This window comes from Streptomyces sp. NPDC001822, from assembly GCF_042892135.1.
Taxonomy (GTDB): domain Bacteria; phylum Actinomycetota; class Actinomycetes; order Streptomycetales; family Streptomycetaceae; genus Streptomyces.
In genome coordinates, this window is record NZ_JBIATW010000001.1 from 852,948 (window position 1) to 879,879 (window position 26,932).

The following is a 26,932-nucleotide window of genomic DNA, read 5'->3' on the forward strand; positions in this document are numbered from 1 at the left end:
GACTACTGGGAGCGGAGCGCCGTGACGGTGAACGTGTCACCGCAGACGACCGGTGTGGACGAACGAAGGGTGAGGGCGTCCTTGAGTCCCGGCGGGTACACCTTCAGCAACGTGGGAGCCGACCAGCAGTCCGGGCCCTCGACGTCCTTGTTGACGGTGCGCAGTGTGGCGTGCGCGCTTTCGCCGGGTGCCAGTTTCACCGCAGTGCCCTGGCCTCCCTCGCGAGTGGCGGGCACGCCGATCGTGCTGCCGTCGCCCCGGAGGAGTGAGACGCCCGGGAAGCCCTGCAGCGTGCAGGAGGCCTTGCCCTCGTTGATGAGCTGGAGGTCGAAGCGGATGTTGCCCGCCCCCGCGTCGGCGGGGCCCAGCCGCGGCTTCAAGTCGTCGGCGGTGCAACGGCCGGCTGCCGCCACCCCGCCGCTCGGTGACCGCGTGGACGCCGGGCTCGACTCGGCGGGAGACGCCGTGGTGGCGGTCGGCGTGGCGGGTGGCGAAGAGACGGGGCTCTCGGTCACCGAGGGCGAAGCGGGGGCACTGGAGGCGGGGGAAGCCCCGCCGTCGCCGTCGTCCGAGCAGCCTGCTACGGCAGTGGTCAACAAGGCGACCGCGGCGCAAGCGACCATGGTCCGCGCGGCTCTGTGCTTCTTCGCGGAGAGGGAGAGGGAGCGCGGGCTGCGGAGGGACGAGGGCGCGGAGCGGCGTGCGTGATCTGGCATAAGGCGCAGCTTCCCATTCGGCACCGCTTGAATCACTCATCCAGTGCCCACACCCGTGTGTCGTGTGTGTCGTGTGCGTTGTACGAGGCACGTGCGCGGGACCTGCGGCACGCACCCGGCCTTTCGCCTGTGAACAGGCGGCGCGCGAGGACGTCGACGGTGTGCCCGGGCCCGTCCGTCACGCTTGCCGTCGTGATCAACTCTCGACAGGTACGGGTTCCGCGTGGACCGACACGGCGGTGAGGTAGAGACCGTCGCCGCTGAGCCGGAGAGTCGCGGGCAGGCCGCCACCGAGGGCATCCGAAACCTCGGCGGTCGGGTAGCCGAAGAGGTTGATGCCGCGCAGGACGACTGGGCATGCGGACGGCCCCGTGAGTGTGAAGGGGGCGCGGGTGAGACCGATGCCGGCCAGGCCAGGGCTTTCCTCGTGCCGGCCGGAGCGGTCCGTGGCGTCGCCGTACACGTCGAGCGTGAGCCCCCGGTACTGCGCGCTGAATGCCCAGCGAGCGCCGCAGACCCAACCCTCGCGAACGTCCGCGACGGTCGCGACGGCCCACTGAGCGGTGCGCTCGTCCATGCCGAAGCGGAGGGTGCCGGCCCGGCCGGGGAGCCGGAGACCGGCCTCGGGGAGTATCTCGAACATGTGGCGATGGTCCCAACGAGCGACACTGCGCCACAAGCCGTGGACGGCACGACGTCAGCCCGGTCCGTCCCTGCCGCACGTGGCGTTCCAGCATCGGCCGGCCCACCCATCGGTTTCCGCGGCGGCTACTCCGCCGCGTCGTTGAGCGCCGATTCCTGAGCCTGCCGATATTGTGCGATCGCCTCCCGATCCTCCGTGGTCAGGAGCTTCCGCTCGACCTTCCGTTGGATGTCCGCGATTGTCTTGGCCAGCCCGGTGTCCTCCTGGCACTGAGCGTCGGCTTTCGCGGTCGCGATCTCCTCACGGCCCAGCTTCCGCAGGAGCTTTTCGTCCTCCGCAGCGGCCTCGAGTCGGGCGTTGAGCGGCGCGCGGGCGGCTTGGAGGTTCGCTGCGGAATTCCCCGACTTCTTCATGCAGGTGGCCCAGTCACGGATCGCTGCGCGGTAGACCGGCGACTCCTCTACGGTGGCGAGTACCGTTTGAGCCAGTTTCATGGTCAATGGCTCGACGGTATTCCAGTGCGGCCCGTAGACCTTCGCGTGAGCTTGGGTGATGCAGCCGTCCGTGGAGTACTGGAGGTTGGTCCCACCTGGAAGCTCCACCGTGACCTGGTGCTCCGCGGTTCCGGTCAGAGCGTGCTGCCAGGCCTTCGAACGTGGCTCATCGGCAGGCCGTGGTGTGGACCGCAGGTGGAGGTGTTCGCCGACGATCCCGTATCCGTCTGCGGCCGCCCGCTGCGGGGTGAGAAGTCCGTACGGGTTCGTCTCCGTCGCTCGGGCAGAGGCGATCGCGGGCTGTGCTGCGTATTCCTGTCCGCGGGCAGACATGCAGGCGGTGACGGCACGCTCCTCCTGGTCGTGCAGGCGTGTGGAGTCGGCGTGGCTGAGCGCGGTGGCTCCCGAAAGCGGACGGACGTCGAGGGCCGCGGTCTCGCGGCCGGGCTCCTCGGATGAGGAGCAACCGGCCGCGGTCAGCGCGGTGATCAGCGCCAGGTAGGGGAGCCGCCTGCGGTATCGGCTCAGCACCAGCGGTTGGATGCGACGTTGTCCTTCCACGGGCTGTACAGCGGGGAGTAGGTCCAGCCCCGGTAGGCCGTGGCGACCGAACCCGTGTAGTTCAGACCGGAGTAGACGCGTACGTCGCAGTTGTTGCCGTTGTTGTACAGGGACTCGGCGTTGTTGAACTTGTTGTACTGCAGCAGGTTGGTGTTGTCGCCGTAAACTGTCCCGGGATCACCCGCGCCGTCTGTGCCCAGATACGCGCAGAGTGCCCCGGCCGGACAGTCGGAGTACGCCGCGTTGGCAGGAGTGGCCGTCACCAGTGCGGTGGCTGCCAAGGCCACAGCGCCAAGGACGACACCGGCTCTTGGAAGTATTCGTTTCATCCTCTGTCCTCCGGTTGGTGGCCGCTACGAATCGGCCACTGAGGGAATGGAACGGCGATCAAGGTTGTCGCGAACTGTTCTGCGCGGTGCCTCAGTAGGTCTTCCCCCCACGCGTGTGCAGTTGACCATGTTCCCGCAGGCCGACGCAGCGGCCGTGTGAGATCTGTTGCACCTGGAGGGCCGACCGCCAAGGTTGTCAGTAAACATCGAGCCTCATGTACGACAAAGTCAGTCATCATTTTTTCGAGAAACGAGCCATTGTTCGACAAGCGGTGTGGCCGAGTCCGGGGCGCCCGGGAGACGCCGTCGTCGTCCACGTGGACGGTCGGGAGGCCGACCGCGGCCAGGCCCTCGGCCTCCCCGTCGTCGCGGACCGCATGCGGGATCTTGAGGTCATACGCAGCCCATGGCAGGCTCATGCCGCATGATCGATGAATTCGCGAAAGAGAACCTGCACGGGCGACTGAGGCGAGACCGCGAGGCACTGCTCTGGAAACTCGACGGGGTGTCCGAATACGACGCCCGCCGGCCCCTGACAGCGACCGGGACCAGCCTCCTCGGCCTGGTCAAACATGTGGCCGGCATCGAGGCCAGGTACTTCGGCGAGGTCTTCGACCGCCCTTCCCCGGAACCGCTGCCCCGGTGGCAGGACTCCAGCGGCAGCGATCTGTGGGCGACCGCGGACGAGACCCGCGATCAGATCATCGGGTTCTACCGGCGCACGTGGGAACACTCGGACGCGACGATCAACGAGCTTCCCCTCGACGCCCCCGGCCACGTGCCGTGGTGGACGGAGCCGTATGCCGACACCAACCTGTTCGCCGTCATGGTCCATGTCCTCGGCGAGTCCATTCGGCATGCCGGGCACGCGGACATCCTGCGCGAGGGCCTCGACGGCCGGACCGGGTTGCGCCCCGAACACGAGAAGCCGATAGACGAGGAAGCCCGTGCCGCCTACTGCGCGCAGATCGAGCAGGCCGCCCGGTCGGCGGCGTCAATCAAGGCTTAGGACGTTGTGCGCGATTGCGGCCGGGGCGCGGTCGGAAAACTGCTTGGCCAGTCCCCGGTAGCCGGCATCGACTTCAGCCTTGACCGCGGGGTATCGCTCGAACAAGTCCCGGATGCCCGCGGTCTTCACAGCCGTCTGGTCGCGCATGCGGCCGGGCCGGAACGCGCCCGCCCAAAGGGTGCGGCCCTGCTCGTTGGTGACGACGGTGGCCTTCCTGGTGTTCAGCCGCATCCTCCCCGGGGCGAACGCGCGCCGCCCTGGCCTGTTCGCCCCGGGGCGGCGCACCCCCGCACATCGATGCCGTCCAACCTCAGTTCCACGCCTTCGGCCGCCGCGTAGGCGAAAACCTCCTCCAAGGTGCGAAGCCGCAGGTCGAGGCGTCCTGGCACAGCGAAGCTCCGGGCGGCCAACAGCGGACGGATCTCATGGACGGGCGCGGGTGATCGTGGAGCGGTACACGCTGTAGAGCGCAGCCAGAGCTGCATGAGGAAGCTGTAACCGCAGAACGGCCAGGGTGACGATGATCCGGTCGGTGAACACCAACTGATGGTTCGGCCGGCCCCGGCTGCCGCAGACGGCCGCGACCCCTGCGGTAGTGAAGTCGGCCCTCCTCAGAGGCCATCCACGCATGAGCCAACTCGCTTTCCATCGCGCCGAGTCGACGGAGGTGAAGGCCGGTGAAGACGGGATGGGACAAGGCCGTGCGACTAAAGTATTGCGACACATCAACATCCAACCCGACAGCCCCCCTTCACGTCATGGCGCTCAGAAGGCGTCGAGTGCCCCCACGGCCGTACAGATGTGGCCCGGCCCGCCCTCCGGCCGCCCCCCGGCGCACCACCAGGAGAGCAGCCCCTCCACATCGCGCGTATGCATGCCCAGGTTGTGTTCGACACACAGGGGCCACGCCTGCCACAGACGCTCAGCGACGGTTTCCTGCGCGGCGTCCGCGACGATCGCCAAGGCATGAGCAGAGTCTTCCGCCGTCTTTGGGTACAGATGACTACCGTGCCACTCGCCGTTGGCCAAGGCGACGTAGACATACTCCGGCTCGCCCGCCGCGTAGGAAGGCTGGGCCAGCAGTTGCAGAGCTCCCTGCTCAGGATGTGTCACGGCCAAGTCCTGGTTGAGGACCACGAGAGCCTCGTCCCACAAGGGGTACTCGCCTAGCGATACCCGACGGACTTCGGGGTGATCGAAAAGAGGATGCATAGGGCCCATCCTCCGCCACGAACGCAGGACCTCAATCGCGCACGACGTCGTTAGGGGCTGTCTCACGTGACTTGATGTTCGTGAGGTAGGACGCCGGTCGTGGTGCCGAACCGACCGTCGAAGCTCTATGCGCCGGTGTCTCTGCCGAACGTCCACGGAATCCCGGCGGTGTCCGCGCAGCCTGTCCCGGACAGGGCATTGACCAGGTCGGACAAGCCCCGACTGTCCGGGACATCCGCTTCCCCTTGGCAGACAGGTGGCGGCTCGGGGACCTTGTGGTCGGCGGATCTTCGGCTCGTATGGGTCCGCCCGCCCCGTCCGACCGGCACGGGGATCGCCTCTGTCGCTTCATGGGAGAAGAAATGAACCGGTTGCGCGTCCTCCTACGCTCCGCGGGCACGATTACCGCCGGAGCCGCGCTTGCCATGGGATTCACCACCGGAACGGCCAACGCCGCCTCGGTAGGCTGGAACGCTCAGTACACACAGGCCGACATCGCCGGTGCTCACGCGTGGGGCACGGTGTCGCAGGCGTCCGCCAGCAGCCGCATCTACGTCACCACCAACCTCCGGGACTCGGCGAAGGACAGCAAGGGTGCGCGAGTTTTCGTCCGCGCCACCTATCAGGAGGGCTGGGGAGGAAGCCGTACCGAGAACCTGAGCGTCGCCACCTACATGGCGGAGGACCAGCGGACCTGGAACTTCGACTCCACCACCTCGTGGGTCGAGGTGATGGAGTGCAGGACCGAGGGGGGCGTGACCGAGACGTGCGCCGGCTGGCACAAGATCTGGGGCGGGCCCTGATCCGAGACCTGCTGATCCGCGACCCTTGATCCGAAGCCAGTCGACCCAACGCCGGTGACGACCGGGCCGGTGCCCTCCGGGGCACCGGCGTGCACCGCGCTCACGGGCGGAACCCCGACCTCGCCGGCCGGGGAGGCTGCCGTGGACGGCCCCGATGATGTTCTGGTTGTCCCACTCCTGGATCGGACCGAGGCAGGAGTATTCCCGGTCAGATGATGTGGCAGTGGGTACGGAGTCCACGAGGATGAGCCCAGCCCCTTCATGGCCGGGTAGGCCTGTCTCGTGGGGGGTGCGACAGTCAGGATGCTGTCCCGTCGGCTCAGTTCGCCCGGACGAGGAACTGTTGGTCCGAGGAGTTCGTGCAGTGTTCTTCCCTGGCCTCCGCACCCTCAGTGGTGCCGTTGCCGGCAAAGCCGACGCAGAGGGGGCTCGTCGCGGAGCGGAGCCGGACACTTTCACGCCCGGCGGTACTGGTGGGCTGCAGGCGGAACAGAGTGCCCTGGGCACAGTCCTCACGAGGTTCGATCATGCCCTTCCCCGTGCCGCTGCTCATGACCGTCAGGCATCCCTTGCCTTCAACGGGGTGATGCCACTGGATGCGGAACAAGCCTTCTCCTACGGGCTCCAAGTAGGTGCGTGGTACTCCGGCGTCGGCGCAGGGCAGCGCGACTGCGACGGCGCTGGCGTAACCGCCGGTGCGGTCGCGCCCGTCGGTCACGCAGAGATCAGGCATGGCGGCAGAGCTGATGGTCACCCAGCCTCCGGCCGCGTATCCGGAAGCTGCGGAGGGTGGAATGGGAGTGCCGGACCTGTCCAGCAGCCACCAGATCAGCCCACCCACGAGCAGGACACCCACCACCCCTCCGCAGACAAGGGTGGAGAGCCTGTTGCGGTGTACCCGCGCCCCCGCGCTTCCTCCGCCGACTCCGGTTCCCGGCTCAGGGATCACCGCTGTCGTCTGTACCAGTCCAGGTCGGGGTCCCGGTTGCGGATCGGAATCAGGCCGCGCCGCTATTCGATTTCGGGCTGTAAGCCAGTCAGCCGTGTCCTGGCCCTGTCCACAGGCGCGGACGAAAGCGGACAGCAGACCAGGGGGAGGAAGGGTCGTTCGCCGCAGTACGTCGGCAAGGGTGCTGCGGGGCAACACGTCACCCAGTTGAGAAGCCCGCTCTTCCAAGTCACGGTAGGTCAAACCGGACTGCCGCTTCATGCGTCGCATCGATTCGATGAAGTCGGCAGGATCGAGGATCTCGTTCAAGGCCGGCCCATCCCGATTCTCCATGGACATCATCTTGTGGCGCCCCCGACATGAAACGCAACACCAGGTCCCAGGGGGCAAGCCCCAGAAACTCAGCGCACCGCCATAGACCAACCCGACACCTCGACACATACCGCCGTTGAAGACACCTGCCGGCCTGCTGGCGATATGCGCCGCCGAAGCGCGGGTACTCCACGACCAGACACCCAGCGACGGTGCGCAGCAGGGCCGAAAATCAGGGCGCGGCGGGCTCAATGCCATGTGATCATCCTTCCGGCGCGCCAGGACTGTTGGTGCGTCAGCCGCGGTACACACTTGGGGGTAGAAATGACACTGTTCTCTGCTGGGCACCCGTTACGTTTCAGATCCCGCGTTGCGGTGGCAGCGGTTGCCGGCCTGTTGATCGCCAGCCTTGCCACACCCGCGTTCGCCGCCGCCGACCCAGCGCAGACCGACCAGTTGTGGATCAACGAGCCGTACGAGCAGACTCTGCCGATCGGCGCCTCCGGCGGTCAGCCGCAGTCGCGCACGCTCGGCGTCGGGATCTACCACGACAATGACAACTTCACCGTGACCGACGGCAGGCTCGTCGTCGACGTCTCAGGCCTTGTCGGAGTCGCCGAAGTCACCTGGCCCGACATCTGCAAGCCGAGCGGTTCGGTCGCCGTGTGCGACATTCCCGTGGTGCCCACGATCGGGCGCGACTACGAGGACCAGGTGTTCTTGACGGTACGCGCGGCCGACGGCGCAGAAGTGGGCGCCCAGGGCAGGATCACCTACGAGGCCACGGCCACCGGCGGCCCCGGCGGAACTCTCACCGCGCCGCACAGGAGCTTCGACACCACGCTCACCGTCGGTACAGGGCCCGACCTGGCCATCGCCCCCGCCGCCGGCATCGAGGACGGCCTGCCGGGCGACGAGCGGACAGTCCCCTTCACGGTGACCAACAACGGCAACGAGAGCGCGCATGGAGTCGCGGTCACGCTGATCGCCTCGTACGGCCTGACAGATCTGACCCGGTACGAAGACTGCACCTACACCACGACGGACGGCGATGAGTACGCACCGTCGAACCATGCAGTCTGCACGTTCGACGAGGTGCTGGCCCCGGGCGACTCCTTCGAGCTGCCCGAGCCACTGACGGTACGTCTGGCCCCACACGCGCTGAGCGAGCGGCTCGACATCGACGTCGAACCGGGCGACGGTGCCCAGGACATCGATTCCCAGAACGACTACGCGGTCCTCCAGGTCCGTGCGAAGAGCACCGCGGACTTCTCCGTGACCGGCGGCGCCATTTCAGGCGCAGCGGGGGAGACGGCCACGGCTGAGCTGACGTTCAAGAACAACGGGCCGGCCTGGCTCGGCAATCTCGGTTCGGGCGATCCCGTCGCCGAGGTCCGGCTGATCGTCCCCGAGGGCAGCAAGGTCACCGGAGTGCCTTCCGGTTGCTATCCGCGCACCCTGGGCGGTGGCTACTATCCGAATCAGACGGGTGCCCCGCGCTACGACTGCGAACTTCGGTACTGGGTCCTGGAGGACACCCGGCGCACGTTCACCTTTTCCGTGCGCATCGACACTGTGGTGCCTGGGGCGAGTGGTGCCGTGAGCATCCACCCCGCGTACGGCGAATTCGGCGCTTTCCCCTTCGACTTCGACCCCGACCTCACGAACAACAAGGCCGCCCTGACGGTCAACTGACCAAACCGGGTTCGGGGCGCCCGCCCGAGCGGATGCTCCGAACCCGTCCCGGGGAGCCGGGCAGAAGTGGCCAACGCCGAATGCCGCGGTGATCCGCTGCGGTCTGAGTGGCACTCCGCACCATGGTCGGCTCCACCGCCACGACCGACCGTGGCTCACCGCCACGACCGGAGCCTTGCGGTTCGAAGGTCCTGGTGGTCCGCTCTGCAGGCGGGACAGGCCTCGTGTCGCCGTCGGACTCAGATTCCGACGGCGGGGGAGACAGGGCTCGCGTTGCCGAGGGGCGTGACGCGGGCGGCTGTCGGTGGATTCAGATGCTGGGCTGGGGCTCGCCGCCGCGCAGCCGGGCGAGCAGGTCGCGACGTACGGAGTCGTCCATGAAGGCGGCCGCGAGGCTGGTGGCGTCGAGGGCGGCGCGTTCATGGGTGGTGAAGCGGAGGGGGCCCGTGAGCAGTTCGGCTTCGGCGCTGAGAGGAGAGCCGGTCTGTTCCGGGTTGTCGTCCCCGAGCACGAGTGGAATGCCCGCGTCGATGAAGCGCCGGGCCGGATGCCGGCCGACAGCGCTGATCGCGCCTGTGTACCAGTTGGACGTGGGGCAGATCTCGACGACCAGGCCCTGCTCGGCGACCCACCGCGTGACGGCGGGGTCGTCCACGATGTGTGCCCCGTGGCCGATTCGGGTGGCTCCCAGCAGGCGGGCGGCATCTTGCGCGGCGCTGCCCGGACCGGCTTCCGCCGCGTGGCAGGTCACACCCAGACCTCCGGCACGGGCGATGGCGAAAGCTGCGGCGTGGGGGGCGATGTCGGGGTGTATGAGTTCGTCGCCCGCCAGGTCCAGGCCGACGACACCGTCGCCGGCCCTTCTGACGGCCGCGCGGGCGACCTCCTCGTTGAGCTCGGGGCTGTGCAGGCGCAGCGTGGCCACGACCAGGTCCGCGGGCATGCCGGTCGCACGTATGCCGTCGTGCAGCCCGTCCAGGGCCGCTGCGATGACATCGTCGAGGCCGAAGCCGTCGCGGGTGTGGCTGGCCGGGCCGAAGCGGAGTTCGAGATAGTCCTGGCCGTCGGCCGCGGCGTCCTCGACGGCCTCGCGGGTGATCCGGGCCAGGGCGTCGCCGCTGCCGAAGAAGGGATAGGTGCTGGAAACTCTTGCGAGGTAGGCGGTCAGGTCCGCCGGCCCGTTCAGGCGGATGGCCTTCTCCCAGCCCTGAGGCGGCTCCGGTAGGCCGCAGCGGGCGGCGATCTCGGCCGCGGTGGCGGGGCGGACGCGTCCTTCGAGGTGGGAGTGCAGATTGATCAGCATGTGCGGCCTCTGTGTTCGGGTTTCCAGTGGTGGAGGGTCAGAGCGTGAGGACACGTTCGAGGATGTGGGACGCGCTGCCGGGACCGGCCTCCAGGACGACACGGCAGTGGGCGCCGGGCTGCGGCGGGAAGCCGAGGTAGCGGCCGCGCAGATCGCAGATGGTCTGGCCTCGGCCTGGACCGTGGGTCGCGTCGACGACAACGTCGACGACGGGGGCGAGGAGGGTGGTGACACCCCCGACCGCGATCGCTGCTGCGAGCGGGTCGTGGAGGGCACAGCAGCGGCGGCCGTAGGTCGAGAGGTAGAACTCGAAGTAGATGTCGAGCATGCTGCCCAGGGCCGTGGACAGTGGGCGTCCGGACTCGAGCAGCCGGCGTCGGTCGTTCTCGTCGAAGGTGTGGGCGAGGGTGACGTCGAGGGGGACGAGGGTGATGTCCCAGGGGGCGGCGAGGACTTCCGCAGCTGCCTCGGGGTCGTTGGCCATGTTGGCTTCGGCGACCGGAGAGACGTTGCCGCTCCGGCCGGCGGCGCCGCCCATGACGGTGAGGTCCTTCACCAAGCGCGGTAGAGCGGGTTCGCGGCGCAGTGCTTCGGCGATGTTCGTGAGCGGGCCCGTGGTCAGGAGCCGGAGGCGCCCTGGGTGCGCGCGGGCCAGATCCACGATCAAGTCCGCGGCCGACCGGCTCAAGGGCTGCCGCGCGGCATCGGGCAAGGTGATGTCGCCGACGCCGTTGTGGCCGTGGATGTGGGGCACGGGTCCTGCGTAGGTGCCCGCCTGCGGATGGGCGGCGCCCACGGCTACCGGTACGTCCTCACGTCCGGCGACCTGGATGAGTGCGAGCGTGTTGCGTGCGGCCTGCGCGGAGTCGGTGTTGCCGCTGACGGTGCCGACTCCGACGAGGTCGATCTCGGGGGAGGCCAGCAGGTAGGCGAGTGCGACGGAGTCGTCGATGCCGGTGTCACAGTCGTAGTAGAGCGGTTGGGTGGTCACGTGGACGTCCTTGGTCGAGGGAGTGTACGGGGGCGGTCGTGCCGGGGCGGCCGGCGAACGGCTGGCGGGGCCGTCAGTCCTGGGCGTCGCATGACGCGATGCAGAGGCTGGTGACGAATGCCAGGAACGTGATGCCGACCGAGATCCACAAGGCGGTGCTGTAGCCGCTGACGGACCCGCGGGCGGCGAACGGGGCGACGAGGCCGATGCCCAGACCGGCTCCGATTCCGAAAGCGGCACCGTTGAGGCCCGGTAGTGCGGCGGGGGCCTCCTTCGGGGACTGGAGGACGCCGAGGCCGTTGACAGTGGTCAGGACAAGACCGTTGTAGGTGACGCCGAGTGCGGCGACCGCGACGAAGACAGTCCAGCGGCTCAGCGGGGCAAGAGCGATGACGACCAGTGCTGCGGTGGACAGCACGAGGCCGACACGCAGCACACGGATCCAGCCCGCCTTGGTCGCAAGCCAGCCGGACAGCGGGGCGGCGAGGACACCGATGACCGCAGCCGGGGTCAGATACAGGAGCGCCGAACGGGAGGCGGAGAGCCCGTACCCGGTACCCGCGTTCTGACTGATGACGACGACGGTGAAGTTGATGACGGCGAACACGCCGGAGAGCACCAGCACGGTCGTTGCGATGACCGGCCACACCTGGCGCGAGCGCAGGTGTTCCACCGCGATCAGGGGTGTGGGTGTGCGCCGTTCGACCGCGACGAAGACGACGAACATGATCACGGTCGCGGCGAGATACCCGAGCGTGGCGATGTCCGTCCAACCGTCACTGGAACCGTTCGAGACGCCGTAGGTCACGCAGACCAGGGCGACGGAAAGGGCGGCCGAGCCCCACCAGTCCATGCGGCCTGCGGCGATGGGCCCGGTGTCGTCGGGGATGAGCGTGGTGACACAAGCGATGGCCAGCACCCCGACCAGGAGGACTGCCGCGAAGATCGAGCGGAAGCCCAGGTGGTCGGCGAGCAGGCCCCCCAGGTAGCCGTCGAGGCCGCCGACGCCGCCGTTGATGGCAGTGATCACACCCAGCGCGGTGCCGAACACCTTGGCGTTGAGGCGCTCGTTGAGGATGACGTAGGCGAGCTGGAAGGCGGCGCTCGACGAGCCCTGCAGGGCTCTGCCCGTCAGCATCACCGGGAGGCTGGGAGCCAGCGCGCACAGGAGGGTCCCGACGGCGGTGACCGTGAGTACGGCGAGGAGCAGCTTCTTGCGCCCCACGAAATCGCTGAGACGGCTCAGCACCACGCCCGCGATCGCGCCTGCGAGGAAGAAGAGTGAGGACACCCGGGATATGTCGTCCACGCTGCCGTGCAGTTCACGCGCCATGTCCGGCAGGGCGGGCGTGACCATGCTGGCGTTGAGCTGATAGGCGATCACGCCCAACAGCAGGGTGGCGACCAGAGTGACGGTCCCGGTTCCCCGGACGGATGTCTCAGGACGACGATCGTCTGGTGCGGAGGTGTCTCTGCTTGCACTTTCCGTGTCCATGGCCGACCTCGATGTCACGTTGAGTAACTCTCCGGACTGATGTCAGATGTTATACCTCTCCGTCGGACATGCGTCCAGGGTATGGAATCTCTGATTGGATGAAGCTGTTCACCGACTGCCGCACAGCAAGTGAGGAGACCCGTGTCAGCCAACGCCGGTGCCTTCCTGGCCCAGCCCTTGACCGTGCCTGTAGGGCAGCCTCTGCGCGTGGCCGTCTACTCGCGTCTCGCGCAGGGCATTCACGACGAGGTCTTCCCTCTGGGGTCGGCCCTGCCGAAGGAAGCCGATTTGGGCGTCAGCCTCGGTGTCAGCCGCACAGTGATCCGGGAGGCGCTCATGCTGCTCGAGGAGGACGGCCTCATCCGTACTCGTCGCGGTGTGGGGCGCTTCGTCACCCACGCTCTGCCCAGGCCGGGGCTGGAGCACCTGCACCCCTTCGAGGAGATTCTCGGCGCTCCTGGGCGGCCCGTGACCTGTGAGCGTATTGAGGCGACTCTCCAGCGCACCACGGACTTCGTGGTGCGGGGCCTGCAAATGGACGAGGACAGCAACGCCTGGTTTTTCGAGACCCGCCTGAGCCGCGGCGGGGAACCGCTGGCCCTCGTGCAGGAACACATCCCGGCCGGCTCGGACCTCCGCGACCTCATGCCCACGGTCGCGGGGCGTATCGAAGAACTGCGCGGCAGCACCAGCACGCTGCTCGGTGCCCTCATCGAGATCCTCGGCCCCGTATTCGGCCCGGGTGAATGCACCATCACGGCCGGCATCGCGGGGGCCACTCGCGCCAAACTCCTCGGCCTGCGGCCCACCGACCCGCTGCTCATTCTCACTCAGACCGTGCAACTGTCGGGCAGGCCCGCCTATCTCGCGAAATACCTGGTCGCCTCCACCGGCGACCCCATGTCCATCCTCCAGCCGCCCCAGTCCGGAGCCTGAGCCGTCCCGCGACCTTGGCGGTGCCCACTGATCCCGTGGTGACGACCACGGAGGGGGAGCTTCGTCGTGGCGGCAGAGCCGCCGGCTGCGCGATCGCCGGGTGACGGGTGCGACGAGCGCTGCCTGGCGCCGGGTGGCGTCTTCGTGCCGCCGATGGTCCCGCCTGTTTCGAGACGGACGTCTTCAGTTCTGACCGTCAGAAAGCGGCAGTGGGTGGAGGGGTGTGGTTGAGATCGATGCCGAACTGACTGCTCCTCCCCACGTGCCGTTCAGTGCCCCGCGCGGCCCTCGTCGGTCAGGCCGGTGAGCAGGGCCGTGAGCAGGCGGCGCAGGCGGGGTTCCAGTTCGACGACGGCGTGACCGAGCTGCGGGTCGCTCGTGTAGAGCTCGCGCAGGCGCGGGCCGGGCGTGGCCATCTGCCACAGGGCCCCGGCCATGCCGGTTGCGGTGGCGATCGTGTCGACCGCCTGCCCTTCGGCCAGGCCGAGCAGCCGGAACAGCTCGCGGGTTATCAGGTCGACCTCTTCGAGTGTGCCGAGCTTGAAGGTGCGCACTGCCTCGATGGACACGTTGCGCTCCAGGTTCAGGGGCGCCTGTGCGAGCAGGTCGCAGAACAGCGGGCGCGCGGACAGTGTGGTGGCGAAGGCGTCCGCGACCAGTGCGGGTGTGGCCTGCTCGTAATCGGCGAGGCCCGCGCGCAGTGCGGCGGACCATTCCCGCCACCCCTGGGCGGTGAGGTCGAGGAAGATCTGCTCCCGCGTCTCGAAGTAGCGCAGCAACGCCGATTTGTGCATGCCGACCTCGGCCGCGATGTCGGTGAGGGTGACGTCCCGGATGCCGCGCCGGCCTCCCAGGGTGCGGGCCGCGCCGAGGATCGCGTCCTCGCGCGCACGCTTGGCCTGGACGCTGCGGGCCCGCTGGAAGGCGGCCTGATCAGTCATGCCGCCATCATAGAAGTTAATACCGCAACCGTGTTGCGCTATTAAGGCAACAGTGTTTCACTAGGGGTATGAGTGACAACGTAACCACTGGTATGAGCAGCGAATCGGCAACCGTCCCGGGTCGCGGCGGCGAAGAACAGCGGGTATGGTTCATCACCGGTTCGTCCCGCGGTCTCGGCCGCGCCCTGGCCACCGCCGCCCTGGAGGCGGGCGACCTCGTCGTGGCCACCGCCCGTCGCCCGCAGGTCCTCACCGAGGTGTTCGGGGCGTACGGCGACCGAGTGCTCCCCCTTGCTCTGGACGTCACGGACCCGGAGGCGGCCCTCGGTGCGGTCGACGCGGCGGTCGAGCGCTTCGGGCGCATCGACGTGCTGGTGAACAACGCGGGGTACGCGAACGTCTCGCCGATCGAGACCTCGGACGACGCCGACTTCCGCGCGCAGTTCGAGACCAACTTCTGGGGTGTGTACAACGTGACGAAGGCCGCGTTGCCGACCCTGCGCGGGCAGGGTTCGGGCACCGTCGTGCAGTTCTCGTCGATCGGTGGGCGCGTCGGCGGCTCGCCGGGCATCGCTTCCTACCAGGCGGCCAAGTTCGCGGTCGACGGTTTCAGCCGTGTCCTGGCGACGGAGGTCGCGCCCTTCGGTGTGCGGGTGATGGTCGTGGAACCGAGCGGCTTCGCCACCGACTGGGCGGGCTCGTCGATGACGGTGCACGACATTCCGCAGGCGTACGACGCGACGGTCGGCGAGATGAACCGCCGGGTCCGGCAGGACACGGCCGGTGCGGCCGGGGACCCGCAGCGCGCCGCCGAGATCATCGTCCGCACCGTCCACCGCGACGAGATCCCCGGCCACCTCCCCCTCGGTGTGAACGCGGCGACCATGGCCTTGGACCACTCCCGCCGCCAGACAGCCGAGGCGAGTGCCTGGGAAGCGGTCAGCCGCTCGGCGGACTTCAACGAGCCGTATCCGGTGGACCTGCCCTGACGTCCCGCCCTGCCGTTTCCGGAAAGCCTGCCGACGGTACTGATGAAGTGGAAGGCTGTCGCGGGCGTCGGGCGAGTGGTCGGCGGAACCGCGCGGGACGGCGGGGGAGGGGACGCATGCGTGCGACCGTGATGGACGTGGTGCGGGACGTGGCGGCACAACGGGCCCCCGAGGAAGGCCCGCTGATCGATGATCTGGCGGGTCTGGACTACGGGCTCGTCCTGCGCCGGGTGCGACGGGCGAGCGACGGACGGGGCGGTGACCCTCTCGGGTTCGGCCTCTCCGATGCGGCGACGCTTGTCACGCCCGTCGTGCTGCTGGCGGTCGACGAGGCGTGCAGGGCCGCCGTGGCGGACACGACGGGCCGACTGCTGTCCCGTGCCACCGGCGTCCTGGCGCGTCTGCGTCCGCCGGGCCGCCGCAGGATCGCCCCGCCCGAGGTCCCGGACTTCGACCGGGCCCAGTTGACGGCCGTACACAGCCGGTGCGCGCGGAAGCGGTACGACGCGGGCTCCCCGAGCCGGACGCAGAGGTCCTGGCGGACACCGTGGTCGCGAGGCTGGCGCTCGCCGGAGCGGAGGAGTCCGGACAGGACGGACCGGCGGCGGCATGAGCGAGGGCACGGAGACCACGACGCCTCGCCCGGACTTCGGGGCCGCCCCCTCCACGTCTGCGGAATCCGACCCCGGCGCCTTACCTGCGGGTACCACCCTGCGGTTCCTCGTGCTGGCCGTCGCGACGGTGGTCGCCACGGCCGCCATGCTGGGCAGCATCCTGCGCCCCTTGCCGTACGAAGACGTGGCGACGGTGTGCCAGTTCGCAGCCGGGTACGATCCCGGGGGCAAGCTGATCGACGAACTGTTCCGGGACCAGGCGCAGGACGACGCGTTGCGGGCCTGCCTCGAGAAGGCGGAGGGGGTTCCACGCTGGTACGGACTGGCGGGCACCGGTGCCGTGCTGCTGGCGGCCGGTGCGCTGTATGTCCTGATTCCACGCCGGAGGCGCGGCCGGCCCGGTGTGAGACCGCTGCACGCGGGGGACCCGCAGGGTGAGGTGCGGGCCGAGATCGTTGCCTTGGCGGAGCGTGCCGGGGTGCGCTCCCTGCCCGACCTCGTCGTCGACCTGGCCGCGCCGAGGCGGCGCTGAAGCCTCTGACGGAGCGCGTCTCCGCCGCCAAGAGGTGGCCCCAGTGGACCGCCGGCTGATCGGCCACGGGCCGGATTCAGGGCGAGGGCATCCGCCACCACGGACTGACGGGCGCCGGCTGACTGCCTTGGTCACGCACGGAGTCGGACTTCCTCGAAGAGGCCGGCGCCTGTGCCCCGCCCCAGGCGTCCTCGCCGGCCAGTGGGGGAGCGGTGACCGGTCCGATGCCCTTTCGCTGCGGAGGCACTCCCCGAAACCGCGCCCCGGCGTGCCCGCCCCGCTCCATGTCCGTGTCACCCCCGTCCGCCGGTGCTGCGGCGGCCGTCACGCCTCTGGCGTGCCCGGCCGCCGCCCGGCCTTCCGTCCGGCCGGTGGTCAGGTACCGGTCCGGACGGGAGATGTGGATCCGCGGAGGCGGAGTTCGGGCTCGACGAGGATCTCCTCCGAGCCGACCGCACGGTTGGCGATCAGCGAGGTGACGATGCGTCCGATGTTCTCCGCGATGCGTTCGATCGGCTGCCGTACCGTCGTGAGCGGCGGGCCGATGAAGTCGAGCACCGGCGAGTCGTCGTAGCCGACGACCGAGACGTCCTTCGGCACACGCAACCCGACCCGCTCCGCCGCGCGGAACGCGCCGAAGGCCATCTCGTCGCTCGATGCCACGAGACCGGTCGCGCCCAGCGCGAGCAGCGTGGACGCTGCCTGCTGGCCGCCTTCGACGTTGAAGTGCTGACGGACCACCAGACCCGCCGGGTCGTCGAGTCCGCGCCGCTCCATCGCCCGCAGGAACCCCTCGACGCGCCGGTCGGCCGGCACGTTGCCCGTCGGTCCGGCGAGGAGACCGATTTTCCGGTGTCCGAGGTCGTGCAGGTGCCCGACGGCCAGCTCGGCGGCGCGCCAGTCGTCGGTGGAGACGACGGGGGCGTCGGACTCGGGGAACCCGCCGTTGATGCTGACGTAGGGGATGCCCCTCGACTCGACGAACTGCACCACCCGGTGGTCCTCGTCCCGCAGGGTGTTGCTGGAGGACAGGAAGACGATCGCGGCGACGCCGGCGTCGACAAGCGACTCGACGTAGTCCCGCTCACGCGGCGTGCCCGGATACACCGGACAGATGATCGACGTGAGCCCGTACGGGTTGAGTTCGTTCTCGACACGCTCGGCCTGTTGCGCGAAGATCGGGTTCTTCAGGTTGGGGGTGAGCATGAGGACCAGCCGGTTGTCGAGGGGCCGCTCGTAGCCGACCTGCTTCAGCGCCTCCTCCACCGCCTGCCGAGTGGCGGGCGAGACACCGTACTTGCGGTTGATGACCCGGCTGACGGTGGCTTCGCTCACGTCCGCGGCCTGTGCGACCTGAGCGAGGGTCGTGCCGCGCACAGGCGCACGAGACCCCTTGCGACGCTTCGACGCCTCGGCCTCTTTCCCTACCGTCATTCCAAGCCCCTCCGGTGATTGCCGTTGCGTGATGGTCCGTGTTGCGAGCGCCGTTCCGACGTGCTCACTGTTTCACGGAGCCGGCGAGAAGCCCGGCCACGAAGTACCTCTGAAGGAACAAGAACAGTACGAGTACGGGCAGGACCGAGATGAGGGTTCCGGTGAGCAGTTGCCCGTAGTCCGTCGACTGCACACCGTGCAGGGTCGCGAGGGACACCGGCAGCGTGTAGGCCTCCGGCGTGCGTTGCACGATGAGCGGATAGACGAAGTCGTTCCACTGCCCGAGGAACAGGAAGATGGCGAGAGCCGCCAGTGCAGGCCGCATCGTGGGCAGGACGATCTGGAAGAACGTACGGGCCTCACCCGCGCCGTCCACGCGGGCAGCCTGCATGAGCTCGTCCGGTACGGACTGCATGGCCTGGCGCATGAGGAAGATCCCGAACGGCAGGGCCAGATTGGGCAGGATGAGTCCCTGGTAGGAGTTGAGCCATCCGAGTCCCACCATCATCTTGAACAGGGGTACGAGGGTCACCTGCCCGGGCAGGGCCAGCGACGCGATGATCACGGTGAACATGGCGTCGCGGCCACGGAACCGGAACTTCGCGAAGGCATAGCCCGCCGTGCTGCACACCACCATGCCGAGCGCGGTGTAAACGGCGCACACCTCGAGGGAGTTCCGCAGGGCGTCGCCGAACTGCAGCGACGTGAACAGTCCGGTCAGATTGGTCCAGAACCGGTCACCGGGCAGCAGCGCCGGCGGCGACGAGAAGATCTCGTCCGTCGAGTGCGTCGTCGCTACGACGAGCCAGACGAACGGGGCGAGCATGAACACCGCGCCGATGGCGACGGTCGCGGTGAGGACGACGCTGAGCGACATCGTCGATCCTGACTCCCGGCGCCCGCGCCGCGTCGGCAGTTGAGTGGCAGTCACTGGGCACGCCTCCTCAGGACGAGCATCTGGGTGACGGAGACCGCGGTGACGATGAGGGCCAGGACGTAGCCGATCGCGGACGCGTATCCGAAGTCGAAGTTCTTGAAGGCGGTGGTGTAGAGGTACATGCCGATGGTGAGTGTGGCGTTGTCCGGACCGCCACCGGTGAGCACATACGGTTCGTCGAAGAGCTGCAGCGTCCCGATGGTCGACAGGACCACGGTGAGCAGGATGGCCGGCCGGAGCCCTGGAAGCGTGACGTGCCAGAACTGACGGCGCCGGCTCGCGCCGTCCATCTGCGCGGCCTCGTAGAGCTCACCGGGGATCGACTGCAGCTGTGCGAGGTACATGACCGTGCTCTGGCCCGTGTAGTGCCAGGTCATCGCCATGATGATCGACGCCTTGGCCCAGAACGGGTCCGTCAGCCACGGGATGCGGGGGAGCCCGACCGAGGTGAGCAGGTAGTTGATGAATCCGTTCTGGTAGTTCAGCAGTGCGGAGAAGAGGATTCCGTATGCGACGAGGCCCATGACGATCGGGACGAAGTAGGCCACGCGGAAGAAGGAGCGCCACTTGAGTAGCTTCGAGTTCAGCGCGACGGCGAGCAGGATCGCGAGGCCGAGCATCAACGGGACCTGGATCACCAGGATCTCGACGGTGTTGCGCAGAGCGGTCCAGAAGAGCGGGTCGTCGAGCAGCCGCCCGTAGTTCGCGCCGCCGACGAACGAGGTTACCCCGCCCACGTTCTGCGTGAAGCTCAGACAGAGGGCGTACAGGACCGGGTAGACCTTGAAGCCGAGGAACAGCACGATCACGGGCGCCAGGAACACGAACGGCGTCGCCCGTGCGCGCAGGGCCGGCCGGGAGGGCCGGACGCCGGGCCCGGCGCCGGGCCGCCTGGTGAGGACGGCCTCGCGCACCGGTGTCCGGGGACTGGATTTCACGGTGTTGGACATGGTTCCCCGCTGTCAGTCCGTCGAGATCTTCCGGCCGGTCTGCTGCGCCAGCAGCTTCGCGGCCTTGGCGAGGGCTGTCTTCGGGTCCGCTCCCTTGACCAGGACCTGGGTCTGCGCGTCGTCGTAGACCTTGAGCGCCTTCGGGAAGTCCTTGGTGTAGAAGTCCGGTGGCGTCTTCTGGCTCAGCGCCTTGATGACGAGCTGGTTGGTGTCGGAGCCGAAGTAGGGATCCGGCTTGCGGAACCCGGCTGTGTCCCACATCGGCTCGAAGCTCGGGAAGAGCCCGTCGGCCTCCGTGATGACCTTCTGCCCGGCAAGGGTCGCCATGCTGTACTTGACGTACTCGTAGGCGAGCTTCTGCTTCTTGCTGGCCTTCGCGACGGTGAGGTAGGTGCCGCCGGCGGACGACGCCGTGTACCCGCCCTCCTTCATCGCGGGCGACATCCGCACGCCCCACTTGCCCTTCATCTCGGGGGCCGTGCCCTGGAAGCTGCCGACCATCCAGGAGGCACCGGGCATGATCGCGACGGGAGCCTGCCCCTTCATCTGCGACGTGGTGCCCTGGCTCTGCGGGATGTCGACGACGAGGTGCTTGTCGTTCGCCTTCTTGAGGAAGGTGAGCGCGCTGACGTTCCCCTCGTCGGAGAGCGCGATCTCTCCCTTGCCGTCGAAGAAGAAGGTGCCCTGGAGGCGGGCGAGCATCTCGAAGAAGTTCGCCGAGTCGGCCTGCGAGGCCGCCTTGTCGACCGCGAAGAGGTCGGCTCCGGTCGCCTTCTTTATCTTGACCCCCGCGGTCAGCATCTGGTCCCAGGTGTGGATCGAGTCGATGTCCACACCGGCCTGCCGGAAGAGGTCCTTGCGGAAGTACAGGAGGTTGGTGTTCACCTCGAAGGGCATTCCGTACTGCTGCCCCTCGGAGTTCTGACCGCCCTTCCACAGCCCGTCGGGGAAGTCGCCGGCCAGCGAGTCCGCCCCCAGGTCGCTGAGGTTCGCGAAGCCGTCAGGGAACGTCTCGAGGTAGTTGCTCATGTAGTCGCCGCCGATGTCCATGACGTCCGGCAGGCCCGAGCCGCCGGCGGCCATGCCGGAGGTGATCTTGTCCCAGATCGCGGGATTGCCGACGTCCTGGACCTTGATGGTGACTCCGGGATGCGTCTTTTCGAACGCCTTGGCGGTGGCCTTCATGCCTTCCGCGGGCGCTCCCCAGGCCCAGGCGGTGAGCGACTCCTGCCCGGAGGCTTCGGAGTCGGACATGGAGCAGCCTGTCAGTAGTCCTGTGCAGAGGGCGGCGGCGGCGGTGAAGGCGCCGACCCGGGCACGCCGGTGGTGACGTGGCGTTGCGGTCATGGCTGTCGATCCTCCTTGATCGAAATGCGGCTCTCGCTGTGACGAGCGTCATCATGACTCGATCTACGACCGTCTTGCAAGATTCGCTTGCAAACTTCCTAAACGAATTTGCATACTGCCTGCAGAGCACCGTCACGTCCGGCGGGAAGCCACCGCAAGAAGGAAGTCACGACACCGATGCCACTCATCGCCCCAGCGCGCGCACTGCCCACCGACGGGACATCGACCCGCGTCGACGAACGCACCTGGTCGGTAGAGGCGGTTGAGGGCCCGGAGACGCGGGTCTGCTTCGACGTGTCCAGCGGCCCCAGCGTGCTGCTCTCCACCGGGAACACCGGCCGCCATCTCCTGCCGGACGACGGCTCCGCTCCTGTGGAACTCACGGGCTCCGGGGCGTGCTGGCTGCTCCCGCGGTCCTCCGACGGGACAGAACCGGCCTGGCACCTGGTCGCCGACGGCGCGTTCGAGCTGCGTACCGACGGTGAACGCCGCTCGGTCGTCGTCCACGCCGGAACCGTGAAAGTCGTCGCGCACCGGGCCCGCCCCCACGCGGACGTCGACGGCGCGGAGTTCGCCCTCGAACTGCCCGGCGCGGACGCGCTGGCCGACGCGCTCGCGGGCTTCTACTGGGGCACCATCCTGCCCTGCGTCGTCGAACGCACCACCGCCGCCGGATACCCGGACCCGGACGGCTACGTGATCAGCACGCTCGCCGACAAGTACGTCGGCACGTACCCGGACGTCGACCACGAGTTCCAGATCAAGGGCAGGATGGCGTGGGGGAGCCACACCGACCAGGACGTCGTGCGGCGGATGATCGACCTGCAGCTGCGGCTGATGCGTGAGGACCCCCAGCAGCTGTGGCGCGACCCCTGCGCCGTCCAGCCGGACGGCGACCGGGAGTACCACGTGCGGCGGAACAGCGCCGACGGCTCCCAGAACGCCGTCATGTTCCTCGTGACCGGCAACGTCGAGGTGCTGGAGTCGGCCTGGCTGTACTTCGCCCGCACCAAGGACACCGGCTGGCTGCGGGACCGCATCGAGGACCTCGAGGGCGCGGCGTCCTGTGTCGTCGACTGCATGGACCGGTCCGGGCGCCTGTGGTCCGACGTCTACTACGAGGACCAGGTGATCAAGGATGGCCGGGAGACCATGGCCGCCTCACTCGCCGCGAACTCCTTCGAACTCCTCGCCGCCCTGGAGGACGTACTCGGCCGCTCGGAACAGGCCGGCTCCTACCGGGAACTGGCCGGACGCCTCGGCACCGCGGTACGCACCCCGCTCCCGGCCGGATACTGGGACGAGGACACCAACCGGTTCGTCGACTGGGTCGACCGCTCGGGCAGGGTGCACGATCACGTCCACCTGCTCGCCAACGTCCTGCCGGCGATGTTCGGGCAGGCGGACGCCGCGCAGACCGGGCACGTCCTGGAACTCGTCGACCGCGAGCTCGACGAGTTCCAGCGCTTCCCGACCTTCCTCGCCTCCCGGGTGCAGGACTACACCGACGACGAGATAGGGGACGGAGGCCCTTACGACCTCTGCGCCGCGGGCCGCTACTGGTCCTGGGACGCGGCGTTCTGGTCATGGCGCCGAAACGGCATGATGCTGCGTCAGCAGCTCGACACCGTCGCCGCGCAGGGCGCCTCCGACGACTACGTCATGGGCGAGCGCTACGACATGGGGCACGTGTACTACGCCGACGGCTCGGACTGGCACGGAGCCGCCCACTACTACGAATACCCCTGCGTGTACGCATGGGTGCTCTTCACCGAGTACCTGGGCGTGCGGGCGTCCCTCACCGCTGACCTGCTCATCGCGCCCCGCGTGGTCGGCTCCGGCACGGTGACACTCGGGCAGCTCGCCTACCGGCTGACCTACCGCATCGACGAGTACGGCTTCCAACTCGTCAACGACGCCGCACACGAGCGCACGTTCGAGATCGATCTCTCGGCACTCGCGGGTGGCGCGGAAGGCCATGCGGAACCCCGGACGGTGACCCTCGGCGCCGGCGAGTCGGTTCGCGTCGCACTGCCGGGCACCGGTGCCACGGACGGATCGGAGAGTCGCGCATGAGCACGGCAGCACAGCTGGGGATCGATCTCGCGGCCACTCCGTTCAGCCGGCGCGGATCCTACTTCGCCCTCTCCCGGGTCACCGACCAGCAGGACACCGGCGTGTTCCTGCGTACGGTCCGCGGTGACGCCCGTCACCGGGAGATCGTCCGCCTCCTCCTGGACGGTGGAACCGAGACCCGTTCCCGGACCACAGCCGGCCGGCTGACGCTCCACCACGGCACCACCCGGGTCGAGGTCGTCCTCGACGGCACCGGCCGTGCCTATCTCCGTGTGCGGGGCGGCTCACTCACGCTCGACTTCCGCGCGGTGTCCCAGTACGACGCGGTCTTCCAGGAGAACGAGCGCACCTGGAGGTTCATCGACAGTGGAGCGAACCGCAACTACCGCATCCGGATCATCGGCGGCGAGACCCGGTTCGACGCCCGCTGGGACGGCATCCGCAACTCCGAGGCCCGCCTGAGGACCGAGGCCGGGGACGGCACGGCGACGATCGTCGTCGACGAGTACGGCAGTGCCGTGCCGACCGAGCCCCTCGACGACCCCGACGACATCGCCGCCGTGGCGCAGTCCGACTTCGACGACTGGTGCCGCACCCACGGCAGCGACGAACGCGACGACCCCCGGATCGGGGACACCGTCCGACTGGCCGCGTTCGTCACCTGGGCGGCCATGGTGCCGGCCGGCGGAGCCCTGCGACGCGAGTCGATGCTCATGTCCAAGAACCGCATGACCAACGTCTGGAGCTGGGACCACTGCTTCAACGCGATGGCGCTGTGGCGTGACCCGCGAGCGGCCGCCGACCAGCTCCTCGCCGTGTTCGACCATCAGGACGAGCACGGATGCCTCCCCGACTACGTCAACGACGCCGGCGTCGAGCGGAACTTCGTGAAACCGCCGATCCACGGCTGGGCCGTAGCCCATCTCATGGACCGGGGCGGTCTCGACGCCGACACGACGGCCGCTCTGTACGAGCCGCTGCGGAGGTGGACCGAGTGGTGGTTCGAGCACCGTGTGTACGGCGACGACGGAATCCCGTCGTACAACCACGGCAATGACTCCGGATGGGACAACGCGACGACGTTCGGCGTGGGTGTTCCCGTGCAGAGCCCCGACCTCCTCGCCTACCTCGCGCTCCAGATGCGCGCCCTCGCGTCGATCGCGGAACGCGGCGGCCGGGACGCCGACGCGGCCGGCTGGACCCGCCGGGCCGACGCCACCGTACGCACCCTGTGCGACCGGTTCTGGCACGGTGACCGGTTCGTCGCCCGCGACACCCGCACCGGCCAGGTGATCGACTCGGAGAGCCTCCTCACCTTCATGCCCCTGGTCGTCGGCGACCTCCTCCCGCCCCTGATGCGCGACACCACCGTGCGCAGGCTGGTCGAGGGTGGCTACCTCACACCCCACGGCCCGGCCACCGAACCACCGGGCAGTCCGCACTACGAGTCGGACGGGTATTGGCGCGGCCCCATCTGGGCGCCCTCCACCATGCTGCTCGCCGACGGACTGCGCCGGAGCGGACGGCCGGATCTCGCCGACGACATCGCGAACCGGTTCATGGCCACCTGTGCGGGAGCCGGCATGGCGGAGAACTTCGACGCGATCACGGGTGCCGGTCTCCGCGACCGCAGCATGACCTGGACCGCCTCGGTGTACCTCTCCATGGTCTCCGAACGCTCCGGGCGGCGAACCCACACGGCAGGCGACCTCCAGGAGCGTGCGGCATGAGCAGATTCAGCATCGGGGAACAGGACTTCCTCCTGGACGACGTGCCCTTCCGGATTCTCTCCGGGGCCGTCCACTACTTCCGGGTGCACCCCGACCACTGGCTCGACCGCATCCGCAAGGCCCGGCTCATGGGCCTCAACACGGTCGAGACATACGTCCCCTGGAACCTCCATGAACCGAGGCCGGGCACGTGGAACGACGTCGGCGCGCTCGATCTGGGACGGTTCCTGCGCACGATCGCCGACGAGGGGATGCACGCCATCGTGCGTCCGGGACCGTACATCTGCGCCGAACTCACCAACGGGGGCCTGCCGAGCTGGCTGTTCACCGACCGCAGCGCAGGGGTGCGGCGCAACGAGCCCCAGTTCATGCGGGCCATCGGTTCCTACCTCGCCCGCGTGATGGACATCGTGGTTCCGCTGCAGATCGACAACGGGGGCCCGGTGCTCCTCGTCCAGGTGGAGAACGAGTACGGCGCATACGGCGACGACGCGGACTACCTCGACGCTCTGACGGCCATGCTCCGCGAGGCGGGGGTCACCGTGCCGCTGACCACGGTGGACCAGCCCCAGCCGCACATGCTGGAGAACGGTTCACGGCCCGGCCTGCACCGGACCGCGTCCTTCGGTTCACGATCCCCGGAACGGCTGCGCACGCTGCGCCTGCACCAGCCGACCGGTCCGCTCATGTCGTCCGAGTACTGGGACGGATGGTTCGACTCCTGGGGCATGTATCACCACACGACATCCGCCGAGGAGTCCGCCGCCGACCTGGACGCCCTCCTCTCCACGGGCGCCTCGGTCAACCTCTACATGTTCCACGGCGGCACCAACTTCGCCCTGACGAACGGCGCGAACGACCGGGGCGTGTACCAGCCGATCGCCACCACGTACGACTACGACGCACCGCTCGACGAAGCGGGGCGTCCGACCGCGAAGTACTGGGCCTACCGGGAGGTGCTGGCGAAGTACACGACGGTGCCCGGCGACGTGCCGGTGGAAGCCGCACCGGCACCGGGCGGCGAGGTCCGCCTCACACCCGTGGCCTCGTTTCCCGAGGCCGCGTTCGAGGCGATGCCCGTCGCCCGGACCCACACCGTACCGACGTTCGCCGAGGTCCGCGACGACGCCTCGTACGTCCTGCACCGGACGCGGCTTCACCTCACGAAGGCATCGGTGCTCACCGTCGGCGAGGTCCGTGACCGCGTCCACGTCGTGGTCGACGGCCACTGCGTCGGCGTGCTCCAGCGCGAGGACCGTGCGTCCGCGCTGACACTGCCACCGGTCGCACGGGAACTGCTCCTCGTCGTAGAGGACCAGGGACGTGTGAACTACGGGCCTCGACTGGGCGAGGACAAGGGCATCATCGGCGGTGCCCGCATCGACGGCGAACCCGTCACCGGGTGGGAGACGGTGGCGCTCGACGCCGATGACGTGAACCGGCTCGCCGCCACCGGCGCGAACCCGGACCCCGGGGCGGCGTCGGTGCCGGCACTGACTCTGGCGGCCGGAACCTTCGAGGCGGAGGACCGGTCCGACCGCTTCCTCGACGTCGCGGGACTCGGCAAGGGAGTCGCGTGGATCAATGGGTTCTGCCTCGGGAGGTACTGGTCGCGCGGACCGCAGAGGACGCTGTTCGTTCCCGGACCTGTGCTCGTACCCGGCGAGAACACGCTGGTCGTGCTCGAACTCGACACCGCTCCGGATGCCACGGTCCGCTTCTTGGCCGACCTCGATCTGGGGCCAGTGGAGGACTAGTAGCGCTTCGTCAGGTTCTGTGTCGCTTCGGTTGCGGGGTGGGGGTCGGTTCAGGTGGTGCAGGTGCCTGTCCAGCCCTTCAGGAGGTCCTGGAGGCGGGTCAGGACCTGGTAGAGGGTCAGGCCGGCGTGCCTACCTTTGGGTCGAGCCGCCTGAGAGTGAGGAAGGCTTGGGCCG

General features: G+C 68.6%; 26 protein-coding genes. 11 read left to right on the forward strand and 15 right to left on the reverse strand.

Annotated features, from left to right (window positions below; translation table 11 throughout):
- Positions 1–2: 2 nt before the first annotated feature.
- On the reverse strand, positions 3–380 hold the full coding sequence (locus tag ACFYY2_RS03855) for a DUF4232 domain-containing protein (protein WP_388736588.1): 378 nt from the start codon (positions 378–380) through the stop codon (positions 3–5).
- A gap of 10 nt (positions 381–390) precedes the next feature.
- Between ACFYY2_RS03855 and ACFYY2_RS03860 the strand changes: the two genes are divergently transcribed.
- On the forward strand, positions 391–708 hold the full coding sequence (locus ACFYY2_RS03860; protein WP_388736591.1) for a hypothetical protein: 318 nt from the start codon (positions 391–393) through the stop codon (positions 706–708).
- A gap of 204 nt (positions 709–912) precedes the next feature.
- Here ACFYY2_RS03860 and ACFYY2_RS03865 read toward each other — a convergent pair whose 3' ends face one another.
- The 3 genes from ACFYY2_RS03865 to ACFYY2_RS03875 form a co-directional block, all read right to left on the reverse strand.
- Positions 913–1,359: a hypothetical protein gene (locus tag ACFYY2_RS03865; protein ID WP_388736593.1), complete on the reverse strand. Its 447-nt coding sequence runs from the start codon at positions 1,357–1,359 to the stop codon at positions 913–915.
- Between the two features lie 125 nt (positions 1,360–1,484).
- The gene (locus ACFYY2_RS03870) at positions 1,485–2,384 is read right to left on the reverse strand and encodes a hypothetical protein (protein WP_388736596.1); all 900 of its coding nucleotides are present in this window, start codon (positions 2,382–2,384) and stop codon (positions 1,485–1,487) included.
- Positions 2,378–2,701 (reverse strand): peptidase inhibitor family I36 protein, encoded by a 324-nt coding sequence (locus tag ACFYY2_RS03875; RefSeq protein ID WP_388736599.1) that lies wholly within the window; start codon positions 2,699–2,701, stop codon positions 2,378–2,380. The genes ACFYY2_RS03870 and ACFYY2_RS03875 overlap by 7 nt, the downstream gene beginning before the upstream one ends.
- A 466-nt stretch (positions 2,702–3,167) precedes the next feature.
- On the opposite strand from ACFYY2_RS03875, the gene ACFYY2_RS03880 reads away from it, so the two are divergent.
- Positions 3,168–3,752, forward strand: coding sequence for a DinB family protein (locus tag ACFYY2_RS03880; RefSeq protein ID WP_388736602.1), 585 nt, complete (start codon positions 3,168–3,170; stop codon positions 3,750–3,752).
- On the opposite strand, the gene ACFYY2_RS03885 is transcribed toward ACFYY2_RS03880, so the two are convergent.
- Both ACFYY2_RS03885 and ACFYY2_RS03890 read right to left on the reverse strand, forming a co-directional pair.
- Positions 3,738–3,983, reverse strand: a complete 246-nt coding sequence (locus ACFYY2_RS03885; protein ID WP_388736604.1) for a hypothetical protein — start codon at positions 3,981–3,983, stop codon at positions 3,738–3,740. The two genes, ACFYY2_RS03880 and ACFYY2_RS03885, sit on opposite strands and share 15 nt — an antisense overlap.
- A 534-nt stretch (positions 3,984–4,517) precedes the next feature.
- Positions 4,518–4,889 (reverse strand): hypothetical protein, encoded by a 372-nt coding sequence (locus ACFYY2_RS03890; RefSeq protein WP_388736606.1) that lies wholly within the window; start codon positions 4,887–4,889, stop codon positions 4,518–4,520.
- Between the two features lie 500 nt (positions 4,890–5,389).
- On the opposite strand from ACFYY2_RS03890, the gene ACFYY2_RS03895 reads away from it, so the two are divergent.
- The gene (locus ACFYY2_RS03895; RefSeq protein ID WP_388736608.1) at positions 5,390–5,767 is read left to right on the forward strand and encodes a hypothetical protein; all 378 of its coding nucleotides are present in this window, start codon (positions 5,390–5,392) and stop codon (positions 5,765–5,767) included.
- 319 nt (positions 5,768–6,086) lie between these two features.
- Here the strand turns inward: ACFYY2_RS03895 and ACFYY2_RS03900 are convergent, their stop codons facing one another.
- A complete protein-coding gene (locus tag ACFYY2_RS03900) occupies positions 6,087–7,025 on the reverse strand; it encodes a helix-turn-helix domain-containing protein (protein ID WP_388736611.1) in 939 nt (312 codons plus the stop codon).
- 399 nt (positions 7,026–7,424) lie between these two features.
- Between ACFYY2_RS03900 and ACFYY2_RS03905 the strand changes: the two genes are divergently transcribed.
- Positions 7,425–8,723, forward strand: a complete 1,299-nt coding sequence (locus ACFYY2_RS03905) for a hypothetical protein (RefSeq protein WP_388736614.1) — start codon at positions 7,425–7,427, stop codon at positions 8,721–8,723.
- 310 nt (positions 8,724–9,033) lie between these two features.
- On the opposite strand, the gene add is transcribed toward ACFYY2_RS03905, so the two are convergent.
- From add to ACFYY2_RS03920, 3 genes are all read right to left on the reverse strand, one after another.
- The gene (add, locus tag ACFYY2_RS03910) at positions 9,034–10,026 is read right to left on the reverse strand and encodes an adenosine deaminase (RefSeq protein WP_388736616.1); all 993 of its coding nucleotides are present in this window, start codon (positions 10,024–10,026) and stop codon (positions 9,034–9,036) included.
- Positions 10,027–10,063: 37 nt separating this feature from the next.
- Positions 10,064–11,017 carry a nucleoside hydrolase gene (locus ACFYY2_RS03915; RefSeq protein ID WP_388736618.1) on the reverse strand — a complete coding sequence of 318 codons (954 nt, stop codon included), beginning with the start codon at positions 11,015–11,017 and terminating at the stop codon, positions 10,064–10,066.
- A 73-nt stretch (positions 11,018–11,090) separates the two neighbouring features.
- Positions 11,091–12,401, reverse strand: a complete 1,311-nt coding sequence (locus ACFYY2_RS03920; RefSeq protein ID WP_388736621.1) for an MFS transporter — start codon at positions 12,399–12,401, stop codon at positions 11,091–11,093.
- 252 nt (positions 12,402–12,653) lie between these two features.
- Here ACFYY2_RS03920 and ACFYY2_RS03925 point away from each other — a divergent pair, with 252 nt between their 5' ends.
- The gene (locus tag ACFYY2_RS03925; RefSeq protein WP_388736624.1) at positions 12,654–13,448 is read left to right on the forward strand and encodes a GntR family transcriptional regulator; all 795 of its coding nucleotides are present in this window, start codon (positions 12,654–12,656) and stop codon (positions 13,446–13,448) included.
- A 269-nt stretch (positions 13,449–13,717) separates the two neighbouring features.
- Here ACFYY2_RS03925 and ACFYY2_RS03930 read toward each other — a convergent pair whose 3' ends face one another.
- Positions 13,718–14,389, reverse strand: coding sequence for a TetR family transcriptional regulator (locus tag ACFYY2_RS03930; RefSeq protein ID WP_388736626.1), 672 nt, complete (start codon positions 14,387–14,389; stop codon positions 13,718–13,720).
- A gap of 92 nt (positions 14,390–14,481) precedes the next feature.
- On the opposite strand from ACFYY2_RS03930, the gene ACFYY2_RS03935 reads away from it, so the two are divergent.
- From ACFYY2_RS03935 to ACFYY2_RS03945, 3 genes are all read left to right on the forward strand, one after another.
- Positions 14,482–15,378, forward strand: coding sequence for an SDR family NAD(P)-dependent oxidoreductase (locus ACFYY2_RS03935; protein WP_388736831.1), 897 nt, complete (start codon positions 14,482–14,484; stop codon positions 15,376–15,378).
- A 484-nt stretch (positions 15,379–15,862) separates the two neighbouring features.
- A complete protein-coding gene (locus ACFYY2_RS03940) occupies positions 15,863–15,991 on the forward strand; it encodes a hypothetical protein (protein WP_388736629.1) in 129 nt (42 codons plus the stop codon).
- Positions 15,988–16,524 carry a hypothetical protein gene (locus ACFYY2_RS03945; protein ID WP_388736631.1) on the forward strand — a complete coding sequence of 179 codons (537 nt, stop codon included), beginning with the start codon at positions 15,988–15,990 and terminating at the stop codon, positions 16,522–16,524. Before ACFYY2_RS03940 ends, ACFYY2_RS03945 begins: the two co-directional genes overlap by 4 nt.
- A 375-nt stretch (positions 16,525–16,899) precedes the next feature.
- On the opposite strand, the gene ACFYY2_RS03950 is transcribed toward ACFYY2_RS03945, so the two are convergent.
- The 4 genes from ACFYY2_RS03950 to ACFYY2_RS03965 all read right to left on the reverse strand — a co-directional run bounded on the left by ACFYY2_RS03950 (position 16,900) and on the right by ACFYY2_RS03965 (position 21,192).
- Positions 16,900–17,958, reverse strand: coding sequence for a LacI family DNA-binding transcriptional regulator (locus ACFYY2_RS03950; RefSeq protein ID WP_388736632.1), 1,059 nt, complete (start codon positions 17,956–17,958; stop codon positions 16,900–16,902).
- A 64-nt stretch (positions 17,959–18,022) separates the two neighbouring features.
- Positions 18,023–18,835, reverse strand: a complete 813-nt coding sequence (locus ACFYY2_RS03955; protein ID WP_388736634.1) for a carbohydrate ABC transporter permease — start codon at positions 18,833–18,835, stop codon at positions 18,023–18,025.
- A 50-nt stretch (positions 18,836–18,885) separates the two neighbouring features.
- Positions 18,886–19,845 (reverse strand): carbohydrate ABC transporter permease, encoded by a 960-nt coding sequence (locus ACFYY2_RS03960; protein WP_388736638.1) that lies wholly within the window; start codon positions 19,843–19,845, stop codon positions 18,886–18,888.
- A 12-nt stretch (positions 19,846–19,857) separates the two neighbouring features.
- Positions 19,858–21,192, reverse strand: a complete 1,335-nt coding sequence (locus ACFYY2_RS03965) for an ABC transporter substrate-binding protein (protein ID WP_388736641.1) — start codon at positions 21,190–21,192, stop codon at positions 19,858–19,860.
- Between the two features lie 177 nt (positions 21,193–21,369).
- Here ACFYY2_RS03965 and ACFYY2_RS03970 point away from each other — a divergent pair, with 177 nt between their 5' ends.
- Genes ACFYY2_RS03970 through ACFYY2_RS03980 form a run of 3 tightly spaced genes read left to right on the forward strand, consistent with a single transcriptional unit; the run spans position 21,370 to position 26,755 of the window.
- Positions 21,370–23,268 (forward strand): hypothetical protein, encoded by a 1,899-nt coding sequence (locus ACFYY2_RS03970; protein ID WP_388736644.1) that lies wholly within the window; start codon positions 21,370–21,372, stop codon positions 23,266–23,268.
- On the forward strand, positions 23,265–24,998 hold the full coding sequence (locus ACFYY2_RS03975) for an amylo-alpha-1,6-glucosidase (RefSeq protein ID WP_388736646.1): 1,734 nt from the start codon (positions 23,265–23,267) through the stop codon (positions 24,996–24,998). Before ACFYY2_RS03970 ends, ACFYY2_RS03975 begins: the two co-directional genes overlap by 4 nt.
- Positions 24,995–26,755 (forward strand): beta-galactosidase family protein, encoded by a 1,761-nt coding sequence (locus ACFYY2_RS03980; protein WP_388736649.1) that lies wholly within the window; start codon positions 24,995–24,997, stop codon positions 26,753–26,755. The genes ACFYY2_RS03975 and ACFYY2_RS03980 overlap by 4 nt, the downstream gene beginning before the upstream one ends.
- Positions 26,756–26,932: the final 177 nt, after the last annotated feature.